The sequence below is a fragment of the Undibacterium sp. FW305-107 genome, assembly GCF_058788535.1.
In genome coordinates this window covers 175,403-200,870 of record NZ_JBYTAV010000002.1, presented here as the reverse complement: position 1 = coordinate 200,870, position 25,468 = coordinate 175,403, and the positions used below count along the sequence as shown (strand labels likewise).

26 protein-coding genes, 2 tRNA genes and 1 riboswitch are annotated in these 25,468 nt (G+C 49.9%); of the genes, 10 read left to right on the top strand and 18 right to left on the bottom strand.

Going from position 1 to position 25,468, the window contains the following annotated elements:
- Positions 1-19: 19 nt before the first annotated feature.
- The 3 genes from rarD to AC3WQT_RS04960 all read left to right on the top strand — a co-directional run bounded on the left by rarD (position 20) and on the right by AC3WQT_RS04960 (position 3,940).
- Entirely contained in the window at positions 20-916 is an 897-nt protein-coding gene (rarD, locus tag AC3WQT_RS04970) for an EamA family transporter RarD (protein WP_492702717.1), read from the top strand.
- 49 nt (positions 917-965) lie between these two features.
- Positions 966-1,064: riboswitch (TPP riboswitch) on the top strand.
- A gap of 68 nt (positions 1,065-1,132) precedes the next feature.
- A complete protein-coding gene (locus tag AC3WQT_RS04965) occupies positions 1,133-3,262 on the top strand; it encodes a TonB-dependent siderophore receptor (RefSeq protein WP_492702716.1) in 2,130 nt (709 codons plus the stop codon).
- Between the two features lie 159 nt (positions 3,263-3,421).
- On the top strand, positions 3,422-3,940 hold the full coding sequence (locus AC3WQT_RS04960; RefSeq protein WP_492702715.1) for a hypothetical protein: 519 nt from the start codon (positions 3,422-3,424) through the stop codon (positions 3,938-3,940).
- A 61-nt stretch (positions 3,941-4,001) separates the two neighbouring features.
- Here AC3WQT_RS04960 and AC3WQT_RS04955 read toward each other — a convergent pair whose 3' ends face one another.
- The 8 genes from AC3WQT_RS04955 to AC3WQT_RS04920 all read right to left on the bottom strand — a co-directional run bounded on the left by AC3WQT_RS04955 (position 4,002) and on the right by AC3WQT_RS04920 (position 10,580).
- Entirely contained in the window at positions 4,002-5,459 is a 1,458-nt protein-coding gene (locus tag AC3WQT_RS04955) for a Ppx/GppA phosphatase family protein (protein WP_492702714.1), read from the bottom strand.
- Positions 5,460-5,610: 151 nt separating this feature from the next.
- Entirely contained in the window at positions 5,611-6,492 is an 882-nt protein-coding gene (locus AC3WQT_RS04950; protein WP_492702713.1) for a class I SAM-dependent methyltransferase, read from the bottom strand.
- Between the two features lie 170 nt (positions 6,493-6,662).
- A tRNA-Lys gene (locus tag AC3WQT_RS04945) sits at positions 6,663-6,738 on the bottom strand.
- Between the two features lie 65 nt (positions 6,739-6,803).
- Positions 6,804-6,879: transfer RNA gene (locus AC3WQT_RS04940), tRNA-Lys, on the bottom strand.
- Positions 6,880-7,051: 172 nt separating this feature from the next.
- Positions 7,052-7,813 (bottom strand): tol-pal system protein YbgF, encoded by a 762-nt coding sequence (gene ybgF, locus AC3WQT_RS04935; RefSeq protein ID WP_492702712.1) that lies wholly within the window; start codon positions 7,811-7,813, stop codon positions 7,052-7,054.
- A gap of 95 nt (positions 7,814-7,908) precedes the next feature.
- A complete protein-coding gene (pal, locus tag AC3WQT_RS04930; RefSeq protein WP_492702711.1) occupies positions 7,909-8,436 on the bottom strand; it encodes a peptidoglycan-associated lipoprotein Pal in 528 nt (175 codons plus the stop codon).
- Between the two features lie 44 nt (positions 8,437-8,480).
- On the bottom strand, positions 8,481-9,758 hold the full coding sequence (tolB, locus tag AC3WQT_RS04925; protein ID WP_492702710.1) for a Tol-Pal system beta propeller repeat protein TolB: 1,278 nt from the start codon (positions 9,756-9,758) through the stop codon (positions 8,481-8,483).
- A 15-nt stretch (positions 9,759-9,773) separates the two neighbouring features.
- A complete protein-coding gene (locus tag AC3WQT_RS04920; RefSeq protein ID WP_492702709.1) occupies positions 9,774-10,580 on the bottom strand; it encodes a TonB C-terminal domain-containing protein in 807 nt (268 codons plus the stop codon).
- A 415-nt stretch (positions 10,581-10,995) separates the two neighbouring features.
- Between AC3WQT_RS04920 and AC3WQT_RS04915 the strand changes: the two genes are divergently transcribed.
- The 4 genes from AC3WQT_RS04915 (at position 10,996) to AC3WQT_RS04900 (ending at position 13,544) form a co-directional block, all read left to right on the top strand.
- The gene (locus AC3WQT_RS04915; RefSeq protein WP_492702708.1) at positions 10,996-11,391 is read left to right on the top strand and encodes a VOC family protein; all 396 of its coding nucleotides are present in this window, start codon (positions 10,996-10,998) and stop codon (positions 11,389-11,391) included.
- 93 nt (positions 11,392-11,484) lie between these two features.
- Complete coding sequence (locus AC3WQT_RS04910) at positions 11,485-12,033, top strand: cytochrome b (protein ID WP_492702707.1); 549 nt, start codon at positions 11,485-11,487, stop codon at positions 12,031-12,033.
- Between the two features lie 92 nt (positions 12,034-12,125).
- Complete coding sequence (locus tag AC3WQT_RS04905; RefSeq protein ID WP_492702706.1) at positions 12,126-13,046, top strand: hypothetical protein; 921 nt, start codon at positions 12,126-12,128, stop codon at positions 13,044-13,046.
- 18 nt (positions 13,047-13,064) lie between these two features.
- Positions 13,065-13,544: a GNAT family N-acetyltransferase gene (locus AC3WQT_RS04900; protein ID WP_492702705.1), complete on the top strand. Its 480-nt coding sequence runs from the start codon at positions 13,065-13,067 to the stop codon at positions 13,542-13,544.
- A 19-nt stretch (positions 13,545-13,563) separates the two neighbouring features.
- On the opposite strand, the gene AC3WQT_RS04895 is transcribed toward AC3WQT_RS04900, so the two are convergent.
- From AC3WQT_RS04895 to AC3WQT_RS04870, 6 genes are read right to left on the bottom strand one after another with little or no spacing between them, the layout of a single operon-like run.
- A complete protein-coding gene (locus AC3WQT_RS04895) occupies positions 13,564-14,061 on the bottom strand; it encodes a lipocalin-like domain-containing protein (RefSeq protein ID WP_492702704.1) in 498 nt (165 codons plus the stop codon).
- A 32-nt stretch (positions 14,062-14,093) separates the two neighbouring features.
- Positions 14,094-14,318 carry a hypothetical protein gene (locus AC3WQT_RS04890; RefSeq protein ID WP_492702703.1) on the bottom strand — a complete coding sequence of 75 codons (225 nt, stop codon included), beginning with the start codon at positions 14,316-14,318 and terminating at the stop codon, positions 14,094-14,096.
- On the bottom strand, positions 14,315-15,616 hold the full coding sequence (locus AC3WQT_RS04885; RefSeq protein ID WP_492702702.1) for a PQQ-dependent sugar dehydrogenase: 1,302 nt from the start codon (positions 15,614-15,616) through the stop codon (positions 14,315-14,317). Before AC3WQT_RS04885 ends, AC3WQT_RS04890 begins: the two co-directional genes overlap by 4 nt.
- A gap of 17 nt (positions 15,617-15,633) precedes the next feature.
- Entirely contained in the window at positions 15,634-16,173 is a 540-nt protein-coding gene (locus tag AC3WQT_RS04880; RefSeq protein ID WP_492702701.1) for a manganese efflux pump MntP, read from the bottom strand.
- Positions 16,166-17,863 (bottom strand): PQQ-binding-like beta-propeller repeat protein, encoded by a 1,698-nt coding sequence (locus tag AC3WQT_RS04875; RefSeq protein ID WP_492702700.1) that lies wholly within the window; start codon positions 17,861-17,863, stop codon positions 16,166-16,168. Before AC3WQT_RS04875 ends, AC3WQT_RS04880 begins: the two co-directional genes overlap by 8 nt.
- Before the next feature lie 17 nt (positions 17,864-17,880).
- On the bottom strand, positions 17,881-18,915 hold the full coding sequence (locus tag AC3WQT_RS04870) for a ferritin-like domain-containing protein (RefSeq protein ID WP_492702699.1): 1,035 nt from the start codon (positions 18,913-18,915) through the stop codon (positions 17,881-17,883).
- 416 nt (positions 18,916-19,331) lie between these two features.
- Between AC3WQT_RS04870 and AC3WQT_RS04865 the strand changes: the two genes are divergently transcribed.
- On the top strand, positions 19,332-20,132 hold the full coding sequence (locus AC3WQT_RS04865; protein ID WP_492702698.1) for a MipA/OmpV family protein: 801 nt from the start codon (positions 19,332-19,334) through the stop codon (positions 20,130-20,132).
- Between the two features lie 72 nt (positions 20,133-20,204).
- Here AC3WQT_RS04865 and AC3WQT_RS04860 read toward each other — a convergent pair whose 3' ends face one another.
- The 4 genes from AC3WQT_RS04860 to AC3WQT_RS04845 form a co-directional block, all read right to left on the bottom strand.
- On the bottom strand, positions 20,205-21,173 hold the full coding sequence (locus AC3WQT_RS04860) for a DMT family transporter (protein WP_492702697.1): 969 nt from the start codon (positions 21,171-21,173) through the stop codon (positions 20,205-20,207).
- A 90-nt stretch (positions 21,174-21,263) separates the two neighbouring features.
- A complete protein-coding gene (locus tag AC3WQT_RS04855) occupies positions 21,264-22,088 on the bottom strand; it encodes an AraC family transcriptional regulator (RefSeq protein WP_492703112.1) in 825 nt (274 codons plus the stop codon).
- Between the two features lie 84 nt (positions 22,089-22,172).
- Positions 22,173-22,607 carry a ribonuclease HI gene (gene rnhA, locus AC3WQT_RS04850; protein WP_492702696.1) on the bottom strand — a complete coding sequence of 145 codons (435 nt, stop codon included), beginning with the start codon at positions 22,605-22,607 and terminating at the stop codon, positions 22,173-22,175.
- Positions 22,600-23,373, bottom strand: a complete 774-nt coding sequence (locus tag AC3WQT_RS04845; RefSeq protein WP_492702695.1) for a methyltransferase domain-containing protein — start codon at positions 23,371-23,373, stop codon at positions 22,600-22,602. The genes rnhA and AC3WQT_RS04845 overlap by 8 nt, the downstream gene beginning before the upstream one ends.
- On the opposite strand from AC3WQT_RS04845, the gene gloB reads away from it, so the two are divergent.
- Positions 23,351-24,163 (top strand): hydroxyacylglutathione hydrolase, encoded by an 813-nt coding sequence (gloB, locus tag AC3WQT_RS04840; protein ID WP_492702694.1) that lies wholly within the window; start codon positions 23,351-23,353, stop codon positions 24,161-24,163. The genes AC3WQT_RS04845 and gloB overlap by 23 nt on opposite strands.
- Positions 24,164-24,174: 11 nt before the next feature.
- The gene (earP, locus tag AC3WQT_RS04835; RefSeq protein ID WP_492702693.1) at positions 24,175-25,371 is read left to right on the top strand and encodes an elongation factor P maturation arginine rhamnosyltransferase EarP; all 1,197 of its coding nucleotides are present in this window, start codon (positions 24,175-24,177) and stop codon (positions 25,369-25,371) included.
- Positions 25,372-25,468: the final 97 nt, after the last annotated feature.

The following is a 25,468-nucleotide window of genomic DNA, read 5'->3' as shown; positions in this document are numbered from 1 at the left end:
TACAGATTGATTGCTACTCATGCGCCAAGGTATTTTGTTTGCAGGCTCCGCGTATTTCCTCTGGGGCCTGTTCCCCATTTATTTCAAAACCCTGCACGACGTCCCTGCCCTGGAAATCTTGCTGAACCGCATGCTGTGGTCATTGCTATTCCTGGTTGGTGTTCTGACCTGGCGCAAGCAATGGGCCTGGGTCAGCACAGCAATCAGACAACCAAAACTGATAGGCGGCTTTGCCCTGAGTGCGGTGCTGTTGTCCGCCAACTGGTTCGTCTATATCTGGGCCGTCAATCATGGCCACATCGTTGATGCCAGCCTTGGCTATTTCATCACGCCTCTCGTCAATATTCTCATAGGCTCAGTCTTGCTGCGTGAAAAACTGCGCCCTGGCCAATGGCTGTCAGTAGCCCTGGCTGCTGTCGGCGTCGCCTGGTTGACCATACAGACTGGTCACCTGCCATGGATAGGCCTGGTGTTGGCAGCGACCTTTGGCACTTATGGCTTGCTGCGCAAGACCTCTGCCCTGGGTGCGCTGGAAGGCTTGTCACTGGAAACCGCCCTGCTCTTCCCATTTGCGTTTGGCTGGCTATGCTGGATGACTTTGCAAGGGCAAAACAGCTTCATCGCCAACAGTATGGATATCAAGATGCTGCTGCTCATCAGCGGCCCTATCACTGCCATTCCCTTATTATTGTTTGCTGCCGGTGCAAGGCGCATACCGATGACGACACTAGGATTGCTGCAATACATCTCGCCGCTGGTGCAGTTACTGCTGGGCGTCTGGCTATATCACGAGCCTTTCGACTCCAACAAACTGGCAGGCTTTATCGCCATTTGGGCAGCGCTGGTCGTCTATTCAGCTGAAGGTTTGTGGCGCAATTTCCGTACTGTCAAAATGGAAGTAAAGCCAGGCAGCTAAGCGCCAATTGCCGCAAAAAGGCTATATAAATGGTTTCGTGTTAAACTGCAGCCTACGCTAGGGGTCCTGGAAATAATATTTCCGGGTGAGAGAGTCCCTTCTACCTGATCTGGATAATGCCAGCGAAGGGAAGCGCAAAGTCCCGGTCCCTCCTGCTTCTTTGTTTGCTCCCGCGCTGTCATCCACAACGCATTAAAAGCAAACCAAGAGCACACCATGTCTGACTTTACTGTACGCCCCACCGTCATCGCCCTCTCCATCGCCCAGGCTTGCCTGTTGCTATCATCTGCGCATGCCCAAAATACACCTGGCAATGATAAATCGCTGCCAGAAGTGACGATCACAGGCAGCAAGGGTACCGAAACCAAGGTCGAACGCAGCAAGGTCACAGGCTTTATTGATGCGGCATTGCTGGATACGCCTAACTCAGTCAATGCCTTCAGCGTAACGCAGATGCAGGACCTGCGCATACGCCAGACCACGGATGCGATGAAATATGATGCCAGTGTCAATGATGCGTATAACGCCATTGGTTATGCCGAGCAATTCTCGATACGTGGCTTTGCCCTGGATAATTCCAGCAGCTACCGCAAGGACGGTTTTGCCATTCCTGGTGATGCTTCCATTCCTTTGGAAAATAAGGAGCGTGTAGAAATACTCAAGGGCATAGCAGGCTTCCAGGCCGGCTTTGGCACACCAGGCGGCATCATTAATTATGTGATCAAACGCCCTGCCAGCTATGCAGTTCGCTCTGCCACATTTGAAATCAGCGAGCGCGGCACTGTATATGGCGCCGCCGATATTAGCGACAATTCCAGCGACAAGCAATTTGGCTTCCGCATCAATGCAGCGGGTGAACGCCTGCGCTCTTATGTCAAAGGCGCCGACGGTAACCGCCAATTTGTCTCTGCCGCATTTGACTGGCACATCACACCACAAGCCCTGTTGCAAATCGATGCTGACTACCAGCACAAATCGCAATTGTCGGTACCAGGTTTTCAATTATTCAATGGCACTGAATTGCCGCGTGGTGTACCTGCTGACTTGATGCTGAATGCCCAGCCGTGGGCAAGACCGGTAGATACCCGTAACAGCAATCTGGGTCTGCGTTTTGAATACCAGATCAATGCAGACTGGCGCGCCAGTGTCTCTGCCAACAAGCATGAATTCAAGCGCGACGACTACACAGCCTTCCCATACGGCTGTGGTGCCACCAATCTGTATCCAGGTTATTGCGCGAACGGTGACTATGATGTGTATGACTACCAAAGCGTAAATGAGTCCAAATCACTGTGGGGTACGCAGGCCCTGTTGAATGGCAAATTCAATGTGGGTGGCATGCAGCACGAACTGGCTGTTGGTCTTAGCAATTCACAGCGTAAAGATTATTTTGGTGACTATGTGTATGACTATGCTGGCAGCAGCAATTTGTTCCGCCCTATCAGCGTAATGCCATCGGCAAATAAAACAGGCCCGGTCTTCTTGCGTCGCACTGACAAGGAATGGTCAGTATTTGTACAAGACATTATCAGCCTGCAAGACAATCTGAAGTTGCATCTGGGTCTGCGTCATCTGAATATCTCGCGCACGCAATTCGATAATCCTGGCTATGACCAGAACAAGTTCCTGTCGACGGTCGCATTGGTATTCAAACCAGTACAGCAAGTTTCTGTATACGGCAGTTTTGCGCAAGGCCTGGAACATGGTGGTATCGCCCCTTTTGGCACCAGCAATGAAAACAAAATGCTGAACCCGGGCAAATCCACACAAATTGAATTTGGCGTGAAGGCAGATGTGCAGCGTGACCTGAGCCTGTCTGCAGCCATCTTCCGCATCAAGAAGCCCCTGGAATATACCAATAGCAGCAATACCTACGTCAGCAATGGTGAAGCCCTGCATACCGGTCTGGAGCTCTCTGCCCAGGGCAAGCTGACCTCACAATTGAATCTGGGTGCCAGCCTGACTGCACTGGATGCCAAACAGCAAAACACCGGCATCAGCAGCCTGGACGACAAACGTGTCATGAATGTGCCACGCTTCAAATCGACTGTGTATGCTGATTATGCAGTGGCTGAAGTCAAGGGTTTGAATGTGAATGCAAGTTGGCAATATGCCAGCAGCAAGGCATTCAGCCCGGACAACAGCGTTACCGTGCCTGGCTATCATGTCGTCAATCTGGGTGCGCGCTATGCAACGCAAATTGGTGGTACTGCCACTACCCTGCGCTTTAATATCGATAATGCGCTGGACAAGTTTTACTGGCGTGATGTGACGCAATCACTGGGTGGGTATTTATTCCCTGGTGCTCCACGTACTTATAAAGTGTCGGCACAATTCGATTTCTGATACAGCATGCCTTGCTCAAAAAGCGATGCCAGTTTATCTGGCATCGCTTTTTTATTGCCCGCAGTACTGCTATTTAATACTTTTCAGTCTATACGTGGCATTAGATACAGACTATGTCATCCTTAAGGCTCGCATTCAAGCAAACCTATGGGTAAGGACATGATGAATACCTTCAAGTATATTTTTGTGATCGCAGGCAGCCTGCTCGCCAGCCTTGCAAGCGCGGAAGAAGTATTTAAATGCCGCGCCAGTTTCCCCGATTTTGGGAATGGCAAACGGCAGTTTGAAATACGGATAGACAAACTGGCAGATGGCAGGCTCGCAGGGGAAATTGACGGCAAGCCCGCCAATCCGGATATAAAGATGAAAGAGTATTTGATATCGCCTGCACTGGACTATGAGACAGACCCCTATTCAGCCGCCTTTGGCAAGCTCAATGAGGCAGAGACGTCCCTCATTCATATCCATAAATTGCAGCAAAACCCCTATGCCGGAGAAAAGCCACTCGTCTCATTCCCTTTAAAAGAAGTGAGCAAGGTTCATTATTACGATATGGTGGGCGGGGCGGGTAGTAAAGCCAACAAATTTGGCGGCACTGTAATTTTTGAAGTCTATAACAAGTCAGGCAAACGCCTGGGCCGCGTATTCAGGTCCATCATGGTCGCTGACTGCATTTGATTGCGCCCCTTGCCCAGCACAATCGTGAAGGCAAGGAATGAGAAGCAAGGCGCTGGAAAAATTACACGTTTGCCCTGACCAGAAAATCTATGCCTATCTCACGCCAGGCTTCAATTTCTTTTTGCAGCCAGTAAGCAACTGTAGGGTGGACGCTGACCCAGTCGCGTTTCATTTCCAATTCAACCCTGCCCTTCATCTTCAGGCGCACATCTTCAAAATCAATTTCTGCGCGTGAATGCATGAGCATCACTGCCAGGCGCAGTGCCAGCACTGCCTTGGCAAAATCCTGGTCAGCCAGGCCATCGCCGACTTTGCGCAGATTACCTTTCTGACTGAGGATGAGCTTGCTCATCACTCTTTGCTCGCGCGTGGTAAAGCCCGCCATATCAGCGTTCTCTATCATGTAAGCACCATGCTTGTGGTAGCCGGTATGCGAGATCGCCATGCCGACTTCATGCAAGGTCGCACTCCATTGCAATAAGCGCACATAAGTGTCGCCAGCAGGTTTCAATTGCAGATACAGGGACTTCACCATATCCGCCACCCGGTTTGCCCGGGACATATCTGTACGGAACAAATTGGCAAACGACTGCACGGCAACTTCGCGGCGATCACGCTTGGTTGCGCGCAAATACAAATCCCACATCACCCCCATGCGCAGACCGGCTTCTATCGGTAGCAAGACACTGATGTTAAATTCCGTCATGAGACCGATGAGTATGGCCAGGCCACCAACCACCATGGCGACACGCTCAGGTTTGATACCGCTTAGCTCAAGCTGGTCTAACTGCCCGCATTGCACGCAATATTGTTTGAGGGCATTCAGGCTCTTCAGTGTCAAGGTACCGTCACCCAGGCCACCCTTGCTGATGGCATCAGAAATTGCCCGCATCGTGCCTGAGGAACCATAAGCCTTGCGCCAGTGTTGCGGCTGGTAAGGTGGCGCTGCATCTTCAAACATGGAGCGGGCGGACAGGATGGCAGCTTCAAATGCAGCATCCGTCAAACGTCCATCCGGAAAAAAGCTGGCGCTGTGCTTGACCGTGCCTATGCTGAAGGATTCTACCTTCAGTATCTCATGCCCATGTCCGAGAATCACCTCAGTCGAACCGCCACCAATATCAAGGACAAGACGACGCTCGCCAGGTATCGCCACTGCATTCGATACACCGATGTATATCAGGCGACCTTCTTCCTCGCCAGAAATCACTTCGATGGGACAACCTATGGCAGCCTCGGCCAGTGGCAATAATTGCGCAGCATTTTTTGCGATGCGTATGGTGTTGGTGGCGACTACCCGCAGGCTTTCTACCGGATAGGCATTCAGGATTTCACGAAAGCGCGCCAGGCAATTGATCGCTTTTTGCATGGCCTCTGGCGTCAGGTTGCCATTCTTGTCCAGCCCTGCTGCAAGGCGTATGGGGTCGCGCGCGCTTTTGATAACTTTGATGACATCGCCTTCATGCCTGGCAATGTGCATGCGAAAACTGTTGGAACCCAGATCAACGGCGGCCAGCATGCTTTTTATCCTTTACTGAGTATGAATGTAGTCATTAAAAAAACGCGTAGAAAAACCAGATGAATTACAGAATAAGCATAAATGATATTAATCATTTTTTATGACCATACAGTGACCTTGTCCCACTGCGGTGGTCAGTGCACCACAAATCTCAGGGCTGCACAAAAAATCTTCTCTGCATTGCTTCCAGACCAGTCGTTTTTAATACTTCAGCAAGGCGCTCTGCGGGTCGCCTTGCTGGCAAACCCTTGTATTCTGCCACGATCAGCTCATTCTTCATCGAATGCTCCCATCCTACCAGTTCTGTGACCCTGACCTGATATCCGTGCGCTTCCAGTTGCAAACAACGCAGCACATTGGTGATCTGGCTACCAAATTCACGCGTATGGATAGGGTGACGCCACATTTCTGACAAAGGATTATTCTTTACTGCATCGCCCTTGGACTTGCGCAACTCCGCTGCCACTTCTGCCTGGCAGCATGGTACCAGCACCATGAACTGGGCTTTTTTCTTGAGAGCAAACTGTATCGCATCATCAGTAGCCGTATCACAGGCATGCAAGGCAGTGACAATATCGATTTTTTCTGGCAAGGCAGATGAAGTAATCGAATCGACAACAGACAAATTCAAAAAAGACATACCGGGAAAATCCAGGCGTTGTGCCAGTTCGGTGGAACGCTGCACCAGCTCATCACGGGTTTCTATGCCATAAATCCTGGCCTTGCTTTGCGCCTGCTCTGATTTAAAGAACAAGTCATACAGGATGAAGCCAAGATAAGACTTGCCAGCACCATGATCCACCAGACTGATATCGGCATGGTCTTGCTGCAATTTCTGCAATAGAGGTTCTATAAATTGGTAAAGATGATAAACCTGCTTGAGCTTGCGACGGCTATCCTGATTCATCTTGCCATCACGCGTCAGGATGTGCAGCTCCTTGAGCAATTCCAGCGACTGGCCAGGACGTATCTCATGCTTTTCCTGGGTCTCAGGCGTGGCCTGCTTGTTTGCGCTGCCAGATTTCTTTTTCATGGTAATAAGCTCACTCAAGGGATAAGGGCATGATAGTCCCTCGATGAATAATATGACATAAGGCGCACACGAAACAGCCTTAGCATCCATTGCGCTTTATGGCGAGTATGCCATCAGTCGTGATACAAAAACAAAAAAGGACTCAGGCATGACACCTGAGTCCTTTGTTTTGGTAGGCCGTGCGGGATTCGAACCTGCGACCAACGGATTAAAAGTCCGCTGCTCTACCAGCTGAGCTAACGACCCAAAACTGCTACATACTGCTAAAAAATTTAAAGACTTAGTAGTGCGACCTAAGTCTTTGGTATTCGTGGTAGGCCGTGCGGGATTCGAACCTGCGACCAACGGATTAAAAGTCCGCTGCTCTACCAGCTGAGCTAACGACCCGAAAGACCGAAATTATAGTGTGTTTCGGGCACCCTGTCAACGCCGACTAAGGAATAAGAAACTATAGGCCAATCAGGCTGGCCTTATTTGATCGCCCTGTCATAGGAAAGCGAGGTCCGCAAGAGCAGCACCGGGCCGTCGTCATTATGCAACGGCCGCTATGAAACCTGGCTTACTTCAATGCGGCCAAACGGCTCTTGGCTGCCTGGGCAGCTTCAGTATCCGGGTATTTAGCCAACACGCTTTCCAGTACCTTTTTGGCAGCGGGTTTTTCTTTGAGTTCGATATGGCAGGAAGCGATATTCAATAAGGCATCTGGTGCCTTGGGATGATCAGGATAATTTTTTACCACTTGTTGCATGTTCAGGATCGTATTGCGGAAATCACGCTGCGCGAAGTAAGAGAAGCCCAGCCAGTATTGTGCAGATCCGGCAAATGCAGATTGCGGATAATTAGTGAGGAAGTTAGTAAAAGCCGGTGCTGCCGCCTTATAGTCACCCGCCTTGAACAGGGCCATGGCCGCATCAAAAGTACGCTGCTCATTGACGTCTACCGTCGCCTCTTGTCCGTCAACAGTCATGCGCTTGGGTTCGAGCTTGCGCACGCGGTTATCGAGGTCCACGTAAAAGTCTTGCTGGCGTTTTTGGGTATTTGCAAGGTCATTCGACAAGACTTCTATCTGACCGCGCAATTTGGAAATCTCTGCGCGCAACGCTTCATTTTCATTTGCCAGTTCCAGAGCAGTGCCCTTGTCTGCCTTGGTTTCCAGTTTGGAATCGAGCCTGGCATTGACCGCATCCACTTTTGCCCGCAAGTCGAGTATGGCTTTGCGCGCTTCATCATCGTCAAAAATACCGGCAGATGCCATGGAAGGCAAAAATGCGCAAGACAGCGCGGCAGCAAGAATGGTAGTGCGTATGGAATTGAGTTTCATGGCAATCTGAAAAAATGGATACGCACTGCACCTTCAAATCAAAGATGCAGCGCCAAATGCAAAGAAAGCCTCAATTGAGGCTTTCAAACGCGAGATTACTTGTACAGAATATCGGAACGACGATTTTCTGCCCAGGAAGCTTCATCGCTACCTGTTGCCTTTGGTTTTTCCTTGCCCAAAGAAACTGCTTCGATCTGCGCATCGGAAACACCCAGCAATGTCAGGGATTTGCGTACTGCTTCTGCACGCTTTTGACCCAGCGCCAGATTGTATTCACGGCCACCGCGCTCATCCGTATTCCCCTGGATGAGGATATTGCGGTTTTTGTTTGTACTGAGGAACTTGGCATGTGCGTCGATCACTGGCTTGAATTCTTCTTTTACAGCATAGCTGTCATAGTCAAAATACACGCTACGTTTGGCCAATGCACCTTGTGTCAATGGATCGACAGTTGCAGTGACTTGTTTCACTGTATTCGTATCTGTGTTGGATGCTGTTGTCGTAGTCGTAGATTTGTCTTCGACTTTCTTGTCTTCCAGAGGAACTTTGGAAGCGCAAGCTGTCATCAGTACAACGCTGGAAATCAAGATTGCCAGGGTTTTGGATTGGGATGTAGTACGCATTTTCTCTCCTGATTTAAAATAGATAAGCAATTAGTCAATACCGCTTATTTCATGAAAGGACCCCAGGTGGGCTCCCGAATATCTCCGGCCTGGACCGTCAATTTCTGTTTCACCTTGCCATCAATAGACACTACTGCGAGCGCGCCACGACGGCCAGACTCGGTTGCGTACATAATGTAACGTCCATTTGGTGAAAAACTAGGTGACTCGTCCTTGGTGGTATCAGACAGTCTTAATTCCTGGCCGCTGGCCAAGTCCAATGCATATAACTGGAACTTGCCATCACGACGTGAAATATAAGCCAAAGTCTTGCCGTCAGGGGATATTCTTGGGGTGATATTATACGTGCCGTTAAAAGTTACACGTTTAGGTTCACCGCCACTAACACTAATTTTATAGATTTGCGGACCGCCACTGCGGTCGCTCAGGAAGTAAATCGACTGGCCATCTGCAGAAAACTGCGGCTCGGTATCAATCGAAGAACTGGTCGTCAATTTTTGCAGGTTACCGCCATTGGCATTCACTGTAAAAATCTGGGTCTGACCATCACGCGACAATGCGACCGCCAGTTTACTGCCGTCATGCGACCATGCCGGAGCTGAGTTATTACCTTTGAAATTAGCAACTTCAGTTCTTTCACCCGTGATGAGGTTTTGCACCAGAATTACAGGTTTACGCTTTTCAAAGGACACATAGGCAACCTTGGTGCCGTCTGGTGACCATGATGGGGAGATGATAGGTTCAGAAGAACGCAAGGCGATTTTAGTACCTTCACCATCGGCATCCGCCACTTCCAGACGATATTCAGAACCAGCCTTGGTCACATAGGCGATGCGGGTAGAAAAAATACCGCGTACGCCAGTCAGTTTTTCATAGATGTCATCTGCAATCCTGTGTGCAGTCAGACGTACATTGGTTGGTGGTGCAGTCACAGAGAAACCGGACAAGGTACTGGATTTAACTGTATCAAACAGCTTGTAACGCACATCAAAACGGCCATCGACCAGGCTTTGTACGCTGCCGACTACCAGCGCATCTGCCCCTTTGGATTTCCAGTCACCGAAATTGACGACCGCATTTTCATTCAGGACGACATTGGTATCGATAATTTTGAAGTAGCCACTGCGGGTCAAATCATCTCTGATGATGCTGGTCACTTGCTGAGGAGTAAGAGCCTCGTCGGTAAAACCGGCAATAGCGATAGGTATCTGGTTAGAACCTACGCCTGACACTTCTACCCTGATCTGGGCATAAGCTGGGGCAAGGCCCGATAAATTAGCGACAGCAGCGATCACTGCAGTCACGGCAATTTTTTTCAACATGGACATCATCGGAGTTTATTCTTCCTTCATACGATAAACCAGCGTCAGGCTGGAAGGGACTTGACCAGTCTTGTCACGTGGAAAGGGAGCAGACTTTTCTATGCCTGCAGCCACCGCGTCATCGAAACCGGGAATCCCAGAGGATTTAACTTTGCGTATTCCACCACGGAGTGATCCATCTGGCAATAGGTTAATGCTGTATTCCACTGTAGGATTACCGGCCGTGCTGTCAATTCCGCTGAAATTGGTGTTGGATCTGACCTTGGCAGCAATTTTTGCGATATAACTTGGGTCGCCACGGTTGTTTCCGGTGGATTTTTCACTTGTCCCAGAGCCGCCACTACCAGTAGTTGCTGCCTGTTTAGTGACACGAGCCAGTTCATCTTTAAACAGTTTGTCGGTCTTTTCTTTTTCTTTGGCCAGCAATTTCTTTTTCTCTGCCGCTTCCTGAGCCAGTTTTTCTTCCTTACGTTTTTGCTCGGCAAGTTTTTCCTGCTGCTCTTCTTTGCGCTTTTTCTCAGCCAGTTCGCGCTGATGCTCTTCTTCTTTTTTCTTTTCGAGCAATTTACGCTTTTTTTCCTGTGCTAGGGCGATTTCAGGGTCTTCCTGACGCACTTCTTCCTTGACCGGTACAGGCTCTTTCGGTTTTTCTTCTATGATGGGTTCAGGTACGGGAACAGGTTTGGGAGCGGCTTCGCGGAAGGTCGTATCCCAGACCTCTACGTCCTGAGCCTCACTGGGTTTATTCTGCCAGCGCACACCTATCCACAAAAAACTTAATAAAACAACATGCACGAGGGCGGCCAGTGCGATGGATCGCAATTGCCCTTTCTGATGCTGATGAAGATCCGGATGTGCTTGCTTGGAAACCTGATTCATAGTCCTTAAGACTTTATTTGCCCGACTTGGTTCCGGAAATGTTGACCACGTCAGTGACAAAAAATGCGCATTAAAGTTGTAACAGCTGAAATTATAAACCGCAACTGGCTTTTCCCCCAGAGTTCGTCACAAAGTACGAAGTCTGACATCTATATTAACGCATAACAAAAAACCAATCCGTGTAAAATTTGTAAGCGATTTGCGTATATGCTGGAGAAGATGGGGCAAATATACCCCCACCTGTCCATCTGTTTGCGTGCAGATGATGTTAAAAGTTTCAAAAAAATGATTAATTCACTCAGTGCTGGTTTCGGTGCTGAGATCAGCGCTTATTCATCTCAACGAGCCAAGGAAAATCATGTCACATTTACCTACCCCGGGCGCAGTCATTTATGCCAAGGACTTGAGCAAACTCAGCTGTTTTTACGAACAGCTCTTGCAACCGACCGCAACTCATGCCAATGACGACTACACCATTCTTGAATTGCCACATTTTCAATTAGTTATCCATGCCATACCTGCGCAGATAGCAAGCACTTTTGAGATATCGATTCCGCCGCAGCGCCGCTCAGATACCGCCATCAAATTAATGCTGCCGGTTGCCAGCATCAGCAAAACCAGGAATACGGCTGCCAGCCTTGGCGGGCAAATAGATGGGTCAAATTACGAGTGGGAGTTCCAGCATTGCCGCATCTGTGATGGGCACGACCCTGAAGGCAATGTGATACAGGTCAGGGAAATTTTACCCAGATAAGTGCAATAGCAAGTCTGAATCTTGCGAGTTGTTTTGAAACTTTAAGTTCTGCCACCTGTCCATTCCATCTTTAGCAGATGGAAGAATAAGATAATGGACAAAGCAAACGAGCTCGGCAAGATCACTATTTCTTTGCACTGGATCACAGCGGTCGTCATTATGGCCCTATGTGCTGTGGGCGTATATATGACGCGTGCTGAGGCCTGGGCTTTATATCCAGTACATAAATCCATGGGCGTACTGATCTTTTTTGTCGCCTTGTTGCGTGTCATCTGGCGCATCAGAAATGGCTGGCCTGCAGCAGCGGCAGATTATTCCCAAATTGAGCAGCGAATGGCAAAGCTCGTCAAATGGGTATTGATCATGGCCACGCTAGCCTTACCCATCACCGGCATGCTGTTCTCAGGTGCCAGCGGTCATGGCTTTGGCGTATTTGGCCTGGTCATCGTACCAACCCAGCATATGCCTGGCGACCCCGACCAGGTATTAGCCTACAGCGAATTCTGGGCAAAAACTGGTGAAAGCCTGCACCAGGCAACTGCCTACATACTGATTGCTGCCATTCTTTTGCATTTGGCTGGCGCGTTCAAACACCACTTCATCGATAAAGATGCCACCTTAAAGCGCATGTTGGGCAAATAATTTATCATATGGAAGAGATATTTATGATGTTGAAAAATTGCTGCATGCATCTTCTTTGAACGCCAACAATTCATTTTTAAAAAGCCGCAACCATGCACCGTGCCATTTCTACGCTAAGACAGCAACTGACAGGGATGAGCTGGTTTGGCTTTCTAAAAATACTGATGATGGTTTTCATAGGGAGTCTCTCGCTGACTCTCGCATTGCCATCACATGCAGCGCTGCTAAAGAAGGTGACGACGATTACCTTGTTGCTCATGATTGTCTTGAAAGACTTGCTGGAAGCACCTGCTGCCATATACAGGGCAAAGGCAAGCCGGCAGCACGGCGGCAATTGGCGGCAATTTCTCGCCGCGCTTCTGCCTCCAGAATTTCCAGCTGTATTGCGCCTGGAGCGCACAATGTGGGCAGGATGCTGGCAATGGCTGACAAGAACCACACCTGCAGCACCTGCCTCAGGCAAGATCTTTGGTTTTTGGGATAAGGGTAGTTACAGCACTATCTTCATAGTCATTCTGCTTGCCCTCGCCACTGAAGTACCATTCTCAGCCCTGATGGTCAGTTTGATAGCACCCAACGCGCATACTCGCACGCTCGTGCATGGCATCATGCTGACGCTGACCATGTATTCCATGGTCTGGTTACTTGGTGACCGTTACTGGGTCAAGAACAGCTGTCATGTATTGACGGCTGACGCCTTGAACCTGCAACTTGGCAGCAGAAGCTCAGGTGTGATTCCTTACGCAGCCATTTGTAGTTGTGAAAGATTTGCTGCCGATGATAAGCAGCCATCATGGAAAAAATTGGATTATCCAGAAAATTCTGTCGTCATCACGCCTTTTGACAAACCAAATCTGCTCATCAGGCTGCATGCAAATGCGCAGGTGCAGATAAATCATTTTCAATTACAAAAAACTGATGTTCAGCAGATTTATCTCTATGTTGACGAACCAGGACAGCTAGCAATGGCGCTACAAACCTGTCTGACAACGCAAGAAATAACTGCACAGTAAAGTGGTCGCCAAAGAATAATGCGATTAAAAGACCTGACAATAGCGGATATCGATGTCTTGCTGGACATGCTCATCGCCTTGGGACATAGTGACGGCGTCGCAGAAATACGCACAGACGCAGCAGCTCTGAAATTGGCGCTATTTGGTGAAAACCCTGCTGTTACCGCCAAATTTATGGTGGCGAATGAAGCCATTGCTGGCTTTGTCATTTACTCCTGGAAATGGGGCACCTTCACAGGCGTGCGCGACATGTATATGCAAGCTATCTACATACGCCCGGAATTTCGCCGTCAGGGTTTGGGGCTCGCCATCATGCAATACCTTGCCAGTATCGCTGTCGATGAAGGCTGCTCCAGAATAGAATGGCTGACAGTCAGGGACAAACAAATGAGCAAAGAGTTTTATGATTCCATCGGCGCAGTGGAGGCGAGCCACATGATGGTACGCCGTGTACAGGGCGAGGCTTTGCGTAAGCTGGCTGGCTCATCCATGCCCTGAGCTACTCGCTGGCCATAAATCAGGTCAGGCGCTTCAGACGCCGCAAGTACTGACCCGGTGTGCCTACGTTAAGGTAATCCTTGCCATCAAAGACAAAACTACGCTTTTGCACTGTGCCTGTATAGGCACGCATGACATCGGCAAATACATTCATGACTATCGTGCCACCCAGATGAGGGTGATGGGTATCCATTTCCACTGTATAGGTGCCGAAATAGGCATATGGGCTGGCAGTGGCAAAACTGTCTATCAGCAGGGAATGCGGGACTTCCCAGGGTTTTTGTGGTGTCAGCCAGGATGATTGTGGCTGACCACTGAAAGGGTCTACAGGTATCGCCAGAGGCGGATTTTGCGAGATCATCAGGCTGAAGTGGCCGCTCTTGTCATAGACCCAGTAACCTGCAGATGGATTGCCCCATGGGTAGGTTTTCTTGGTCGGGTCGCTGGGGTCGTCACCGATATCCCAGGCTTCGACCATTTCCCAGCTACCGATAAGGGTTTGTGCATTGAGGCTCATTTGAAACTCCTTCTGCAAATTTAATCAACTGACTATTTTGGGAAACCTTCATTAATCCAGGTCTGGAACATCGCAACCTGTTCTTTTGTAAAAGGTGGATAAGGCGGTGGCGGCATGCCGCCCTGCAGTTGACTCAACACCATGCTGGCATTGAGCCTGACGTCATCATATTTGGTCAGGTCCAGTCGCCACATCATGGAGGCACGAAACTGATTGAACAAAGGTGCAATATCTTTTTCAAATGAAACCTGGCTCATGATGTCAGCTCCATATTATCAACAGGAATTTTCCAGACACAGCCGCTGCCGGCACGTGCGCGTATATCTTTTTTTGCAGTGAATTCAAAGTCGCCAAAGTCAACTACATACATGAAGTTGCCATCAGGCGAGAAGGCGACATCAATGGGCCGGTGCCAGGGTACAGATGCCAATGCAGGCAAGCTATGTTTGCTCCAGTCACTGGCATCAACCCGAATAAGATTGCGCCCTACCCTGGGGCCCGGTGGCCCGGTCATGGGACGTTCATCACCAAATTGGGCGACGATGAGATCACCGGCATGACGCAATCCGGCAGGTATCTGTGCCATCTTGACTGCGCAGGCGTTAACATCGAAGGCCAGCAAAGGCCTTTCAGGTACTGGCAATTCTGCATGATTGCGCAATACAAATGCTTGCCCCTCACCTTGCGGATTGCGATAAACAGGCGCATTGATCGGCAGGCCACCCAGATAATCTGGCCAGCCATACCAGGCACCAGGTTTTACCTCAAACAAAAAGTCAGGACAATTCCAGACTGGCCGCACACCGCGTACATCCGTGCCCTGCTCAGTCGCAATGAGCCTGCCGTCCGGCAGAAACAGCAAACCAAAGGCATTGCGTATCCCCCAGGCGACCAGTTCCAGCCCTGTACCATCCAGATTGCAACGCATGATGCTGGCGGTGCATGGTGTCTGGCCTTTCAAGCGGGTTCCACCTGCATGCACCTGTCCAAAGCGGGCAAACGCGCTGGTAGAAATTTGCTGACCCTCAGGGGCGGTAACTGTCGCAACATGATCGTCAAGCTCAATGTCATAGCCAGGTATATCAGGCGCATGTCTGGTTTCGCGCAACCACGCCAGGTCGTGCGAATCTGTTCCTATAATGCCGCTATTGGTCATGGCACCCTGGCCAAAATACATTTTATTATCTGGTCCTACCGCCACCATATTAGTGTGGTAATTGCCAAAGCCAGGCAAGTCATCCAGCAATACTGTCCACGCACCTGTATGTAGATCAAGACGGCTGATACGGCCTGGGTAACCACCTTCGGAGATGATCAGGCTGTTGTCATGCCAGACCAGGCCGTTCACTGGCTGGCGCAAATTATTCAATAATTCCCGGACACTGCCATCTTCATTGATGCCCAGTATGCGCCCGCCCTTGGCAGCTCCATCAAATGGCAAACCCGTTTCAGCAATATATACCTGCCCCGCAGGAGAAACTGCCACGCTGCTGGGGAAATTTAGATTGCGCACATAGGCATGCATAGCCGTGCGTTCGCTCTGGTCTTTTGGCATTGTGAAGTGCTCGCCAGTCAGTCGTTATACATCATGCGCACGGCCAGAAAGCACATATAGGCACCGGCCAGCAATTCCACGCGTTTGGGTAAAAAATTGCGTATCCAGTTGGCGAAATACAGGCCAAAGCAAGCCATGCCAGCGCTGATAACGCCAATGATGATGGCCGATGTCAGCACAGGTGCACTGGAAAAGCTGACACCGGCACCGGCGATGACATTGTCGAGACTCAATGCCAGAGGCAAGCCAAATAAAAATGCCTGGTGATTTACAAATTCGGGTAAGCCTTTAGATTCGCTACGACAGGCCAGCCACAAGATAGCGATGCCACAAGCCAGCATGGCAAATGGTGCGATGCTTGATGCAATCGGACCAAGCATCGCGGTCAGGCCATGCCCAAGAAACAACCCCAGTATGGCAGCACCCAGTTCACAGGCACAAAACGCGATTGCCAGCATATGCATGCGTTTGCGCTGCATGGGTAAGAGACCAAGGGAAGTACTGGCCTGCAAATTATCCAGCCCGGCAACGATACCAAATAAGATAACTTCAAGCATGTTGTTCCTCCTTATCCTTCAAACCATAGATACGTAATACTCCGCCCTGTTTACCAAATACCAGCGCACCAGCCACCATGTAATTGCCTGCCACTGCCGGCCCCAGGCAATAACCATAGCCACCATTCATACCACCAGTCTGGTCACCCAGATCATCATGCCAAAGCATTTTTCCGCTATAGACATCAAAGGCATACACGGCCACTTTGGAGGTTGAAAAGAACACCAGATCATTGACGACTACAGGTGAACTCAAACCTGACTCACCTGGTGTTCTGTACATGGGTGGTTGTGACTCTATATACAGGCGCGGGTCACTGTCATCCATGGCCCAGGCATCTTCCAGGGTTTCCCAATCCAGGGCGCGCATGAAGGGGGTCGTGCGGTAATCAATGCCCGCTTCGACATTGTGATAATTATTGCCACCCACCCCTATGAACAAACGCCCCAGCGCAGTGTGCACCGCTGCCGTGCTATAGGTACCGGAATAATTTTCCTGGTCTTCTTCATCTGACTCCTGATTTGGCACATAGGGGTCCATGCGCTGGTCATTGGGAGAGACATGCGGATCTACCGTGGGTATCTGAGTGCCATCGTTATAGAAAGGCAGCAACTGCCGCCAGTTCAGCAATTCCAGCGTCGCTGCATCAAACCTGAAGAAACCACCATTCTTGCAACCAGCAGTGACGATGCGGCGGCCATTGATCGTCATTAGTGTCGGTGAGCCACCGAAATCAACATCGACGTCAGTAGCACGATAACTGCTTTCTGCCGGAGGCTGGCTAAAGCCGCGGAATTCGCCGCTGGATGCATCCAGCGACAGGATGCCGTTGGAAAACCCCTTGCTGGGCAAGGAACTGTCAGGTACGGGGTTGCCGGTTGCGCAGTACAGGCGATCGAGCCGCTCATCGTAAGCAATAGACGACCAGACCGAAGCACCGCGTATGGCAGGATTATTCGGCCCGATGGAATACATGGCTGGCAAGGTGCCACTCACAGATTCTGGCGGCAAGACATTGGGTAAATTGGGTACACCTTCTTCGTACTGGCAAGTGCAGTATATCCATTGCACTTGCCCGGTCTGGGCATCCATCGCATAAATAAAGCCAAAGCAGCCGGGGTTTTCGCCTTCCCCCATGCCAACAAAAACCAGGCCATTACTGCCGTCTGCAGCCGCTACCACCGGAGATGACCAGCCCGCTGCAGGCACACCTGCCGAAACATCGCCAAGATTGGATGTAGGCTGATTGAAATCAGGATCAGCATGGCGCAAATCCACGACCCAGTTCAAACTCAGGTCTGTCGCATTCAGGCAATAGAACTTGCCATTGAAGGCGCTGAAATAGACTTTATTGTCCCAGATAGCCGGCGTACAACCCATGCCCATGAAGCCATGCGTATCACCCTCAGTGGGATCTATCGGCCATTCATAATGCGCCACCGTCATGCCGCTGGACAATTCTATCTTCATGAACTTTCCACCATTCGCACCAGGCAACTCATGATTATTGGCTAGTCCTACGTATAGATAACCGTCGACAATAGCAGGCACGGACAGGACCGGGCCAGGGATGGCTATATCGTGCAATAATTTAAATTGATCAAGTGTGTCACGACTGATATCACTACCCTGCACTTCACCCGTGTGCGCAGTATCGCCATGAAACATCCACCAGTTAGTTTGCGTCATTGCTGCTCTCCAGAATATCAGGCGGGAATATAATCAAATGTGGGGCCAGCAGTCTGGCCAGGTACGACTTCCTGCGTCATCAGCAACTGTGCCTGCTCTCTGAGTGACTGCATGGACAGCAAAGCCAGGGCAAGGTTGTCAGGCTGGCCGTTAAAGACATTGTGCAACTTGCGCAACATGTCAGAGTAAGTACGGTTAAAAGTCAGGTTCAAATCGGCAATACGCGGCTTGCCGCCATAGCTATGCCGGTTTGGATTGCTGATAACGGGGTAAATGCCGCAGGCATCAAACTCTATGCGGTGGCCTTCAAATACCCAGGCTGGCTGACCTGGTTTTGGTGTGGGATTGGCGATCAGCTTGCGGCCATGATAAATCTCTGCATACTTGTAGTAATGCGCGAGTTCATGCTCAGGGTCCAGAGGGCTGATATCACTGCCTTCGCCCTGCTCAACGATCATGTCTATCGCAGCCAGCGCCGTTGCCTCATCGTAGACACCCTTGTTTTGCAATTCCCTGAAGCCTGTCACCAATTGTTTTTCTGGCGGGCCAGTAAAAATATTGCCCATCTTGGACAGTTCGCATATCTCTTTTTTGATGTGCGCATAAAACTCGCCTATGGTCACGCCTTCCGCTGGTGGCGTATCGCCATCCATGGTTTTTTCCGGCTCTTCTATCACCATGAATACATCCAGCACCAATTGCTTGGATAGCGCGGCCAGGGGCACAATCAAACTGTCTTCCACAGAACCTGGCAAGTTGCCCGGGTAGTGAGGAATAAAACGGGGATGATCGATTTTTGGATGCCCACCGATGGCATTGAGGACATTGCAATCCAGCGACATGTGCAACATTTCCTGCTTGACGATGGACTTGATGAGATGGGCTATTTCCAGATTCTGGTCTGTCTTGATCGAGTACAAGGCATACAGATAAGGCGGGATGGTGGAATGCTCAAGCTCTATCGCAGTTTGCATGGAATGCTTAAGCAACTTCAAGCGATGATCGAAGCTATTGTCATGGCATTCAATTAATGCATGTTTGAGGCGAATCATGAATTCTCCCGATGGGTAACAGTCCACTAACGCTTAATGTCTTCCTGTAATTTGAAAGACATATTTAACATTTTTAATAGTCTATTTAACATCATCCATCATGATTGCAAAATGCGCAAGTGATTATCTAAAAAACAAATAAAAAATCACACTCCTGTATCTTTCATGTAACTCATGCCAGAAAAGCATGGCATCTGTCCGCTACTTTCCAAATCCCCTGCTTGCTGAAAATCCATCATAAGTACCGGATTTCAATACTTGCTGTGCAAGCACACAGGGCCTGCGATTTTCCATTGGCATAGTTTTTTTTAATTTGCGAGACTTCGCTCCGAGCTCTCCGCCGGAGAGTAATTGTGCGGCGAAGATGCTGCCAGGAATGTTTAGCTTCCATTGCTTATATTGATTAAAGGATCACCATGAAACATATTTTTAAACTGACAGCCATCGCTTTCTCCAGCTTGATGGCGATGTCATTTTCTGCCCATGCACAAGACAAAACGGCACAAGAGCCTGAGTCAACGGCAGTGGTAGGTGCTGGTGTGTTCTATGCACCCGAATATATAGGCGCGAAGAAAAATCGCTTTGGCCCAGCTATCTTTGCTGAATACCAAAACAAGAACGGTTTCTTTGCCAGCACCATGCGTGGTGTGGGTTTCGGTACGAAAGTAGATGATTTCTCATTCAGCGCAGCCTTGGGTTATCGTCCAGGCCGCGAAGATTCACGCGATTCAAAATCTTTGTTCAGTTCAGATGATTTGAAAGGCATGGGCAATATCTCTGGCTCAGCAACAGCCAACCTGCATGCAGGCACTACATTTGGCCCAGGCATCAAGGCAAGTATTGATGCCAACCTGGCACTGTCGCACAGAGAAAATGGCAATGCCTACAAATTTGGTCTGGCAGCACCTGTATTCCAGACAGCAACAGACAGAGTAGAAATTGCGGGCAACCTGACTTACAGCGATGCGAAATATAACCAGACTTATTTTGGCGTGACGCCGACGCAAAGCACCAACTCCGGTTATAAAACCTTTGCTCCTAAAGCAGGTTTCTCCCAGGCGATGGCAACAGTTGCATGGACACACGTGATAGATAAAAACTGGTCAGTACGCAGTGCCGCCGGTGTATCGCAAGTGATGGGTGACGCTGCGGATAGTCCACTGACGAAAAAGAAAACAAGCCCGATATTGATGACTACGGTCAATTATGCTTTCTGATTTTTAGAACGTAATTCTTGCTTGAGTACAGGCCGTGATGATAGAGAGACATTATCATCAGGGCCTGTATCATTAATGGGCCGGAGATGGCACTGCGGCAGTCACTGGTTTGACGCGCAAGGCAGTGACAACGCCAACAATCAATAAAATAATTCCCAGCAAAACCATGGGCTCTGGCATGCGCTTACTGAGAATAAATGCATAGGCCAACGCTGCCAGTGTTTCGAACACGATGAGTTGCCCTGCGAGATTGGTAGGCAAGCGCTGGCTGGCCTGATTCCAGCACATCGTGCCCAGCCATGAGGCAAACAAACCTATGATCAGCATCAGAGTGATGAAGTATTGTGGCCGGGGTCCGAACGGCATGGAAAAGTCTTGTCCGGTCACACTCATGTATATCCATAGCACCACATAGCCCAGCAAGGCCAGTGGTAAAGTGGCGATACCTTGCGCAGTGGCCCAGACCCTGGGGTTGCGGTCAGGGTGGTGACGCAGCCAGTCAGCATTTCTTAAGGGATACCATGTCCAGCAGGCAACGGCAACCAAGGCGAATAAACCACCAATGATATAGGTCTGGATATCTTTGTCAGAAGCTGCCCGCAATGCAGCTATTTCCACGCTATTGACGCAGGCAACGCCAGCAAAAATAATCAATAGCGATGGCAGCATGCGCCTCCAGGCAATGCTGCCATCGCGCTGGGCATTACGGTAATTGGCAGTGATGGCGATAACGACCGGTAGCGTCCCTATCAGCATGGTGGGCAGCGGCGCACCAGAGCGTTGTATGGCACTGGCCAGGCAAAGGTAGTAGAGGATATTGCCGACCGCTGCCAGCTTCAATGCCTCTATCCAATCTGACTTGTTCAGCAAACGCAATTGTCGCCTGTCCATCCAGGCTATAGGTAAAGTAATCAAGCCGAATGCCAGATAGCGGCCAAATGATTGTAAAGCCGCCGGGTATTCAGGCAAGAGTAAAGGCCCGATAAATACCAGACCCCACATCAAACCTGCTGCCATTGCATATAAAACGCCGATACCCATAAAGTCCACCCTTGAAAAAGAGCCAGCTTAGAACATCATGGAATGGCAGTCTTGTACCAGATTGCGCTTACAAGCAATCGAAGCAGTAATTTATGCGCGCATCTGCTGCTGATAACGTGCAGGTGTCACGCCATAGCGGCGCACGAAAGCCTTGTTCAAATGAGACTGATCTGTCAGGCCAGTTGCAGCTGCCACCTGCGCCGGAGGCAAGCCTTTGCCCAACAGACATTTTGCCTCATACAGACGCAAGGCCATCAGCATTTGCTGTGGCGTAGCATGATATTGCGCCTTGAAGCTGCGCAAGAAATGAAAAGGACTTAAGCCTGCAACCAGAGCCAGTTGCTCAAGGCTGATGCGCTCAGCCATACTGGCGCGCATGTAATCGAGCACGGCGGTGAAACGTTGCTTGGTCAGAGATGCAGGTGCTTGCGGCGCACTTGCAAAGCGCTTGAATTCAGACAGGATATCAAACAGAAGGCTGTCAAAACTCAGCTTGTCAGTGGCTTGCCAGATTTGTTCAAGCATGACACCCAGTTTGCGCGCACTGATGGCATCACGGGCAACGGCATCCTTGAACCACCAGCCACGCTCACCCGTCACTTCTGCCACCACTTCAGGGTCTATATACATCATGCGGTAGCGCCAGCCGGTATCAGTCTCTGCCCTGCCGGTATGCAATTCATCCGGGTTCATCATCACTACCGAATCTTGCGGGGCCAGATGATCGCTACCGAGATAACGAAAACGCTCCACCCCGCTGGCGATAGAACCCAGGCCAAATGCTTCATGCGTATGCGGTTCAAAGGCATGAGCAACGATATGGGCGCGGTATAGCTCTACACCTGGGCGATGTTGCGCTCTTTTGAATTCAGCACGATCGCTCGCATGTTCAAAGCTTTCAGGCACACCAGACATGGACAAAGCGCCTTCATTGTGCTGAAGGCCTTGTTGTATGCTGGTATGGATGTTCGCTATGTCCATGAGATATCTTGCCTGCTTTTACAATACCGATTCAACGCCTCGGTTAGCCAGTTGATCGGCTCTTTCATTACCAGGGTGGCCAGTGTGACCACGCACCCAGCGCCAGTCGATTTCATGGATGGCACGTGCAACATCGAGTTGCTGCCACAGGTCGACATTTTTTACCGGCGCCTTGGAAGCTGTTTTCCAGCCCTTGGCTTTCCAGCCTGTAATCCATTCAGTGATGCCCTTTAATACATACTGACTATCAGTATGCAGAGTGATATGACAGGGACGCTTCAATGCACCCAGCGCCTGTATCACCGCCATCAATTCCATGCGGTTATTCGTCGTTTCTTTTTCGCCACCAAATAATTCTTTTTCTTTATTGCCAGCCACCAGCAAAGCACCCCAGCCACCAACACCGGGATTGCCTTTGCAGGCACCATCTGTGTAAATTTCTATATTATCCATTTGATTCTTTTGATTTGTTTGCAACTGGCAAGGCATGTGCACTGGACACCCGCTTTTGTTTCCATGCGGGCCCTATCAAATGCATGCCTTTTACTCTTTTTACGGCCTGCAATATATACACTGCGCCAAAATAAGGCCACCAGCGTTGCCCTGCTTTTTCCATGAAACGATAACGTTGCAACCATTTTTCCGATTTAACGGGAGGGGCATAGCAACCAAAATCGCTGCTACCCACTTCCATATTCAATAATTTCAGCCAATCTTTCAAACGCGGTGGGCTGATGAATTCGCCTTCTTTGGGCAAGAAATAATTTTTGCTCAAACGCCCGGTTGCCTGCCTTGCCCCCCACAGGCTGGCACGGTTAAAGCCGGTGACAATGACCCGCCCCTCAGGTATCAATACCCTCTCGACCTCGCGCAATATCTGATGCGGTTCCTCAGCAAATTCCAGCACATGCGGCAAAACGATCAAATCTATGCTGTGCGCATCAAAGGGCAGCTCAGCAAAATCATGAATAACAACGACAGGGCGCTTGTGCCCGGGCTGATTTTCATCCGGCATACCGGAATTGGTCAGCCAGCGATGTGGCATGCGGCTGGCTGCGAGTGCATCAATTTGCGGCAAACCTATCTGTAAGGCATTGAAACCAAAGATGTCCACCGTCAATTTATCGAGCATGGCCTGCTCCCATTGACGGATATAGCTACCGGCTGGCAGCTCTAACCAAGCTCCGAGGTCTATAATGTTTTTTTCCAAAGCATCCATGCCTGATATGAAGAATTCCCTGAGTATATTGACTGTCCCCGCCTTTGACGACAATTATCTATGGATTATCCATGACGGCCAGCATGCTGTCGTGGTTGATCCTGGCGATGCCATGCCAATTTTACAAGCTCTGACACAGCACCAACTGACATTGTCCGCTATTTTACTCACTCATCACCATGCAGATCATATTGGCGGTGTCCCGCGCCTGCTGGAACATGCGACTGTACCGGTGTTTGGCCCCACCAATGACAAGATAGCTGTCGTTACGCAAAAGCTGAAACAAGATGATGTAGTGACTGTGCCCGGCATCAATCTGGAATTGAAAGTGCTGGATGTACCCGGACATACCTTAGGGCATATTGCTTACTTCGCACCTGAGCAGCATTGGCTGTTTTGTGGTGACACCCTGTTTGCCGGTGGCTGTGGCCGCCTGTTCGAGGGTACGCCTGCACAGATGTTGCATTCGCTCGATCAACTGGCCGCTTTGCCTGATGATACGGCTGTATATTGCGCCCATGAATACACCTTGTCCAATCTGCGCTTCGCCAAAGAGGTCGAGCCTGGCAACCAGGATTTGCTGGAGCGCATCAAACGTGAACAAGCCAGACGTGAACAAGGCATACCTACCGTGCCTACCCAGATAGGACTGGAAAAACAGACCAATCCATTCTTGCGCAGCCGCGAAAGTACAGTCATCAGCCGCCTTTTGGAAAGCGGCAAAATTCCTGCAGCACAAAATGAAGTCAGCCATTTCGCTGCCTTGCGTGAATGGAAAAACCGTTTTTAAGAAACATTGCAATGCATTCAACAGAAAAAAATATAAACCCCACAGCAAAATCTTTGGCCCTTTTCTGCAAGGTGGTCGATAACTTCGGCGATATAGGCATTTGCTGGCGCATGGCCAGGCAACTGCAGCGGGAGCATGGCATCGTTGTCGCACTATGGGTGGACGATTTGCGCAGTTTCCAGCGGATCTGCCCGCAAGTGAATATTGATGCTGAAGTGCAGGAAATTGCGGGCGTTACCGTCAGACACTGGCGTGATCAGCAGGGTACATTTAATGTGGCCGATATTGCCGATATCGTCATAGAATTTTTTGCCTGTGATATACCGCCTGGCTATATCCAGGCCATGGCAAAGTGTGATCCGCGCCCGGTCTGGCTCAATCTTGAGGGTTTGACGGCTGAAGAATGGGTGGAAGGCTGCCATACCCTGCCTTCGCCGCATCCTTCCTTGTCATTGACCAAGCATTTCTTTTTTCCTGGCTTCAACAACAAAACCGGTGGCCTGTTGCGCGAAGCCAGCCTGGACCATGAAAGAGCCGCATTTCAAGCTGATACTCAGGCTGTCGCTGTCTTCCTGAGGCAATTGGGGTTGACTGAAACCGAGATCAATAGCACAAAAGTATCGCTGTTTTGTTACCCGCATGCACCTGTAGCTGATTTGCTCAGAACATGGCGAACCGGCGATCAATCCATGACTTGCCTGGTGCCTGAAGGCGTCGCAAGTGAAGCAATCGAAGCGTTTCTGGGGCAAGCATCCAAAGCAGGTGTCAGTTGCAGTCAAGGTGCATTGACAGTACGTGTACTGCCCTTCATCCCGCAAGCCGATTACGACAAATTGCTGTGGGCTTGCGATGTCAACTTTGTCCGTGGTGAAGACTCATTCGTGCGGGCGCAGTGGGCTAACAAACCCTTCATCTGGCATATCTATCCTCAGGATGAAAACCTGCATCATGTGAAATTGAATGCATTTTTAAAAACCACTACATCTGCGACAGCAAGCCTGATTGCCTTGTCACATGCCTGGAATGGTGTCAGCCATCCGCCCTTGGACTGGCCAGAAATATGGCAAACCTTTCAAGCCGACCTGTCTGAAATTACACGGCTTTCTGACGGCTGGCAGGAAAAAATGCACGAAAATGGGGATATGACGGGCAATTTATTAAAGTTCGTCAATACACTTCGGGTAGCAAGCCAAAAAGATGCAGTATAATGTTGGGTTAATTTTTAACCTGTTTTAAATCTCAATCAAACGTGGGCTTGCGGTGATTTTTTGCCAGTAGGCAACAGATGATTTTTATGCAACCTAC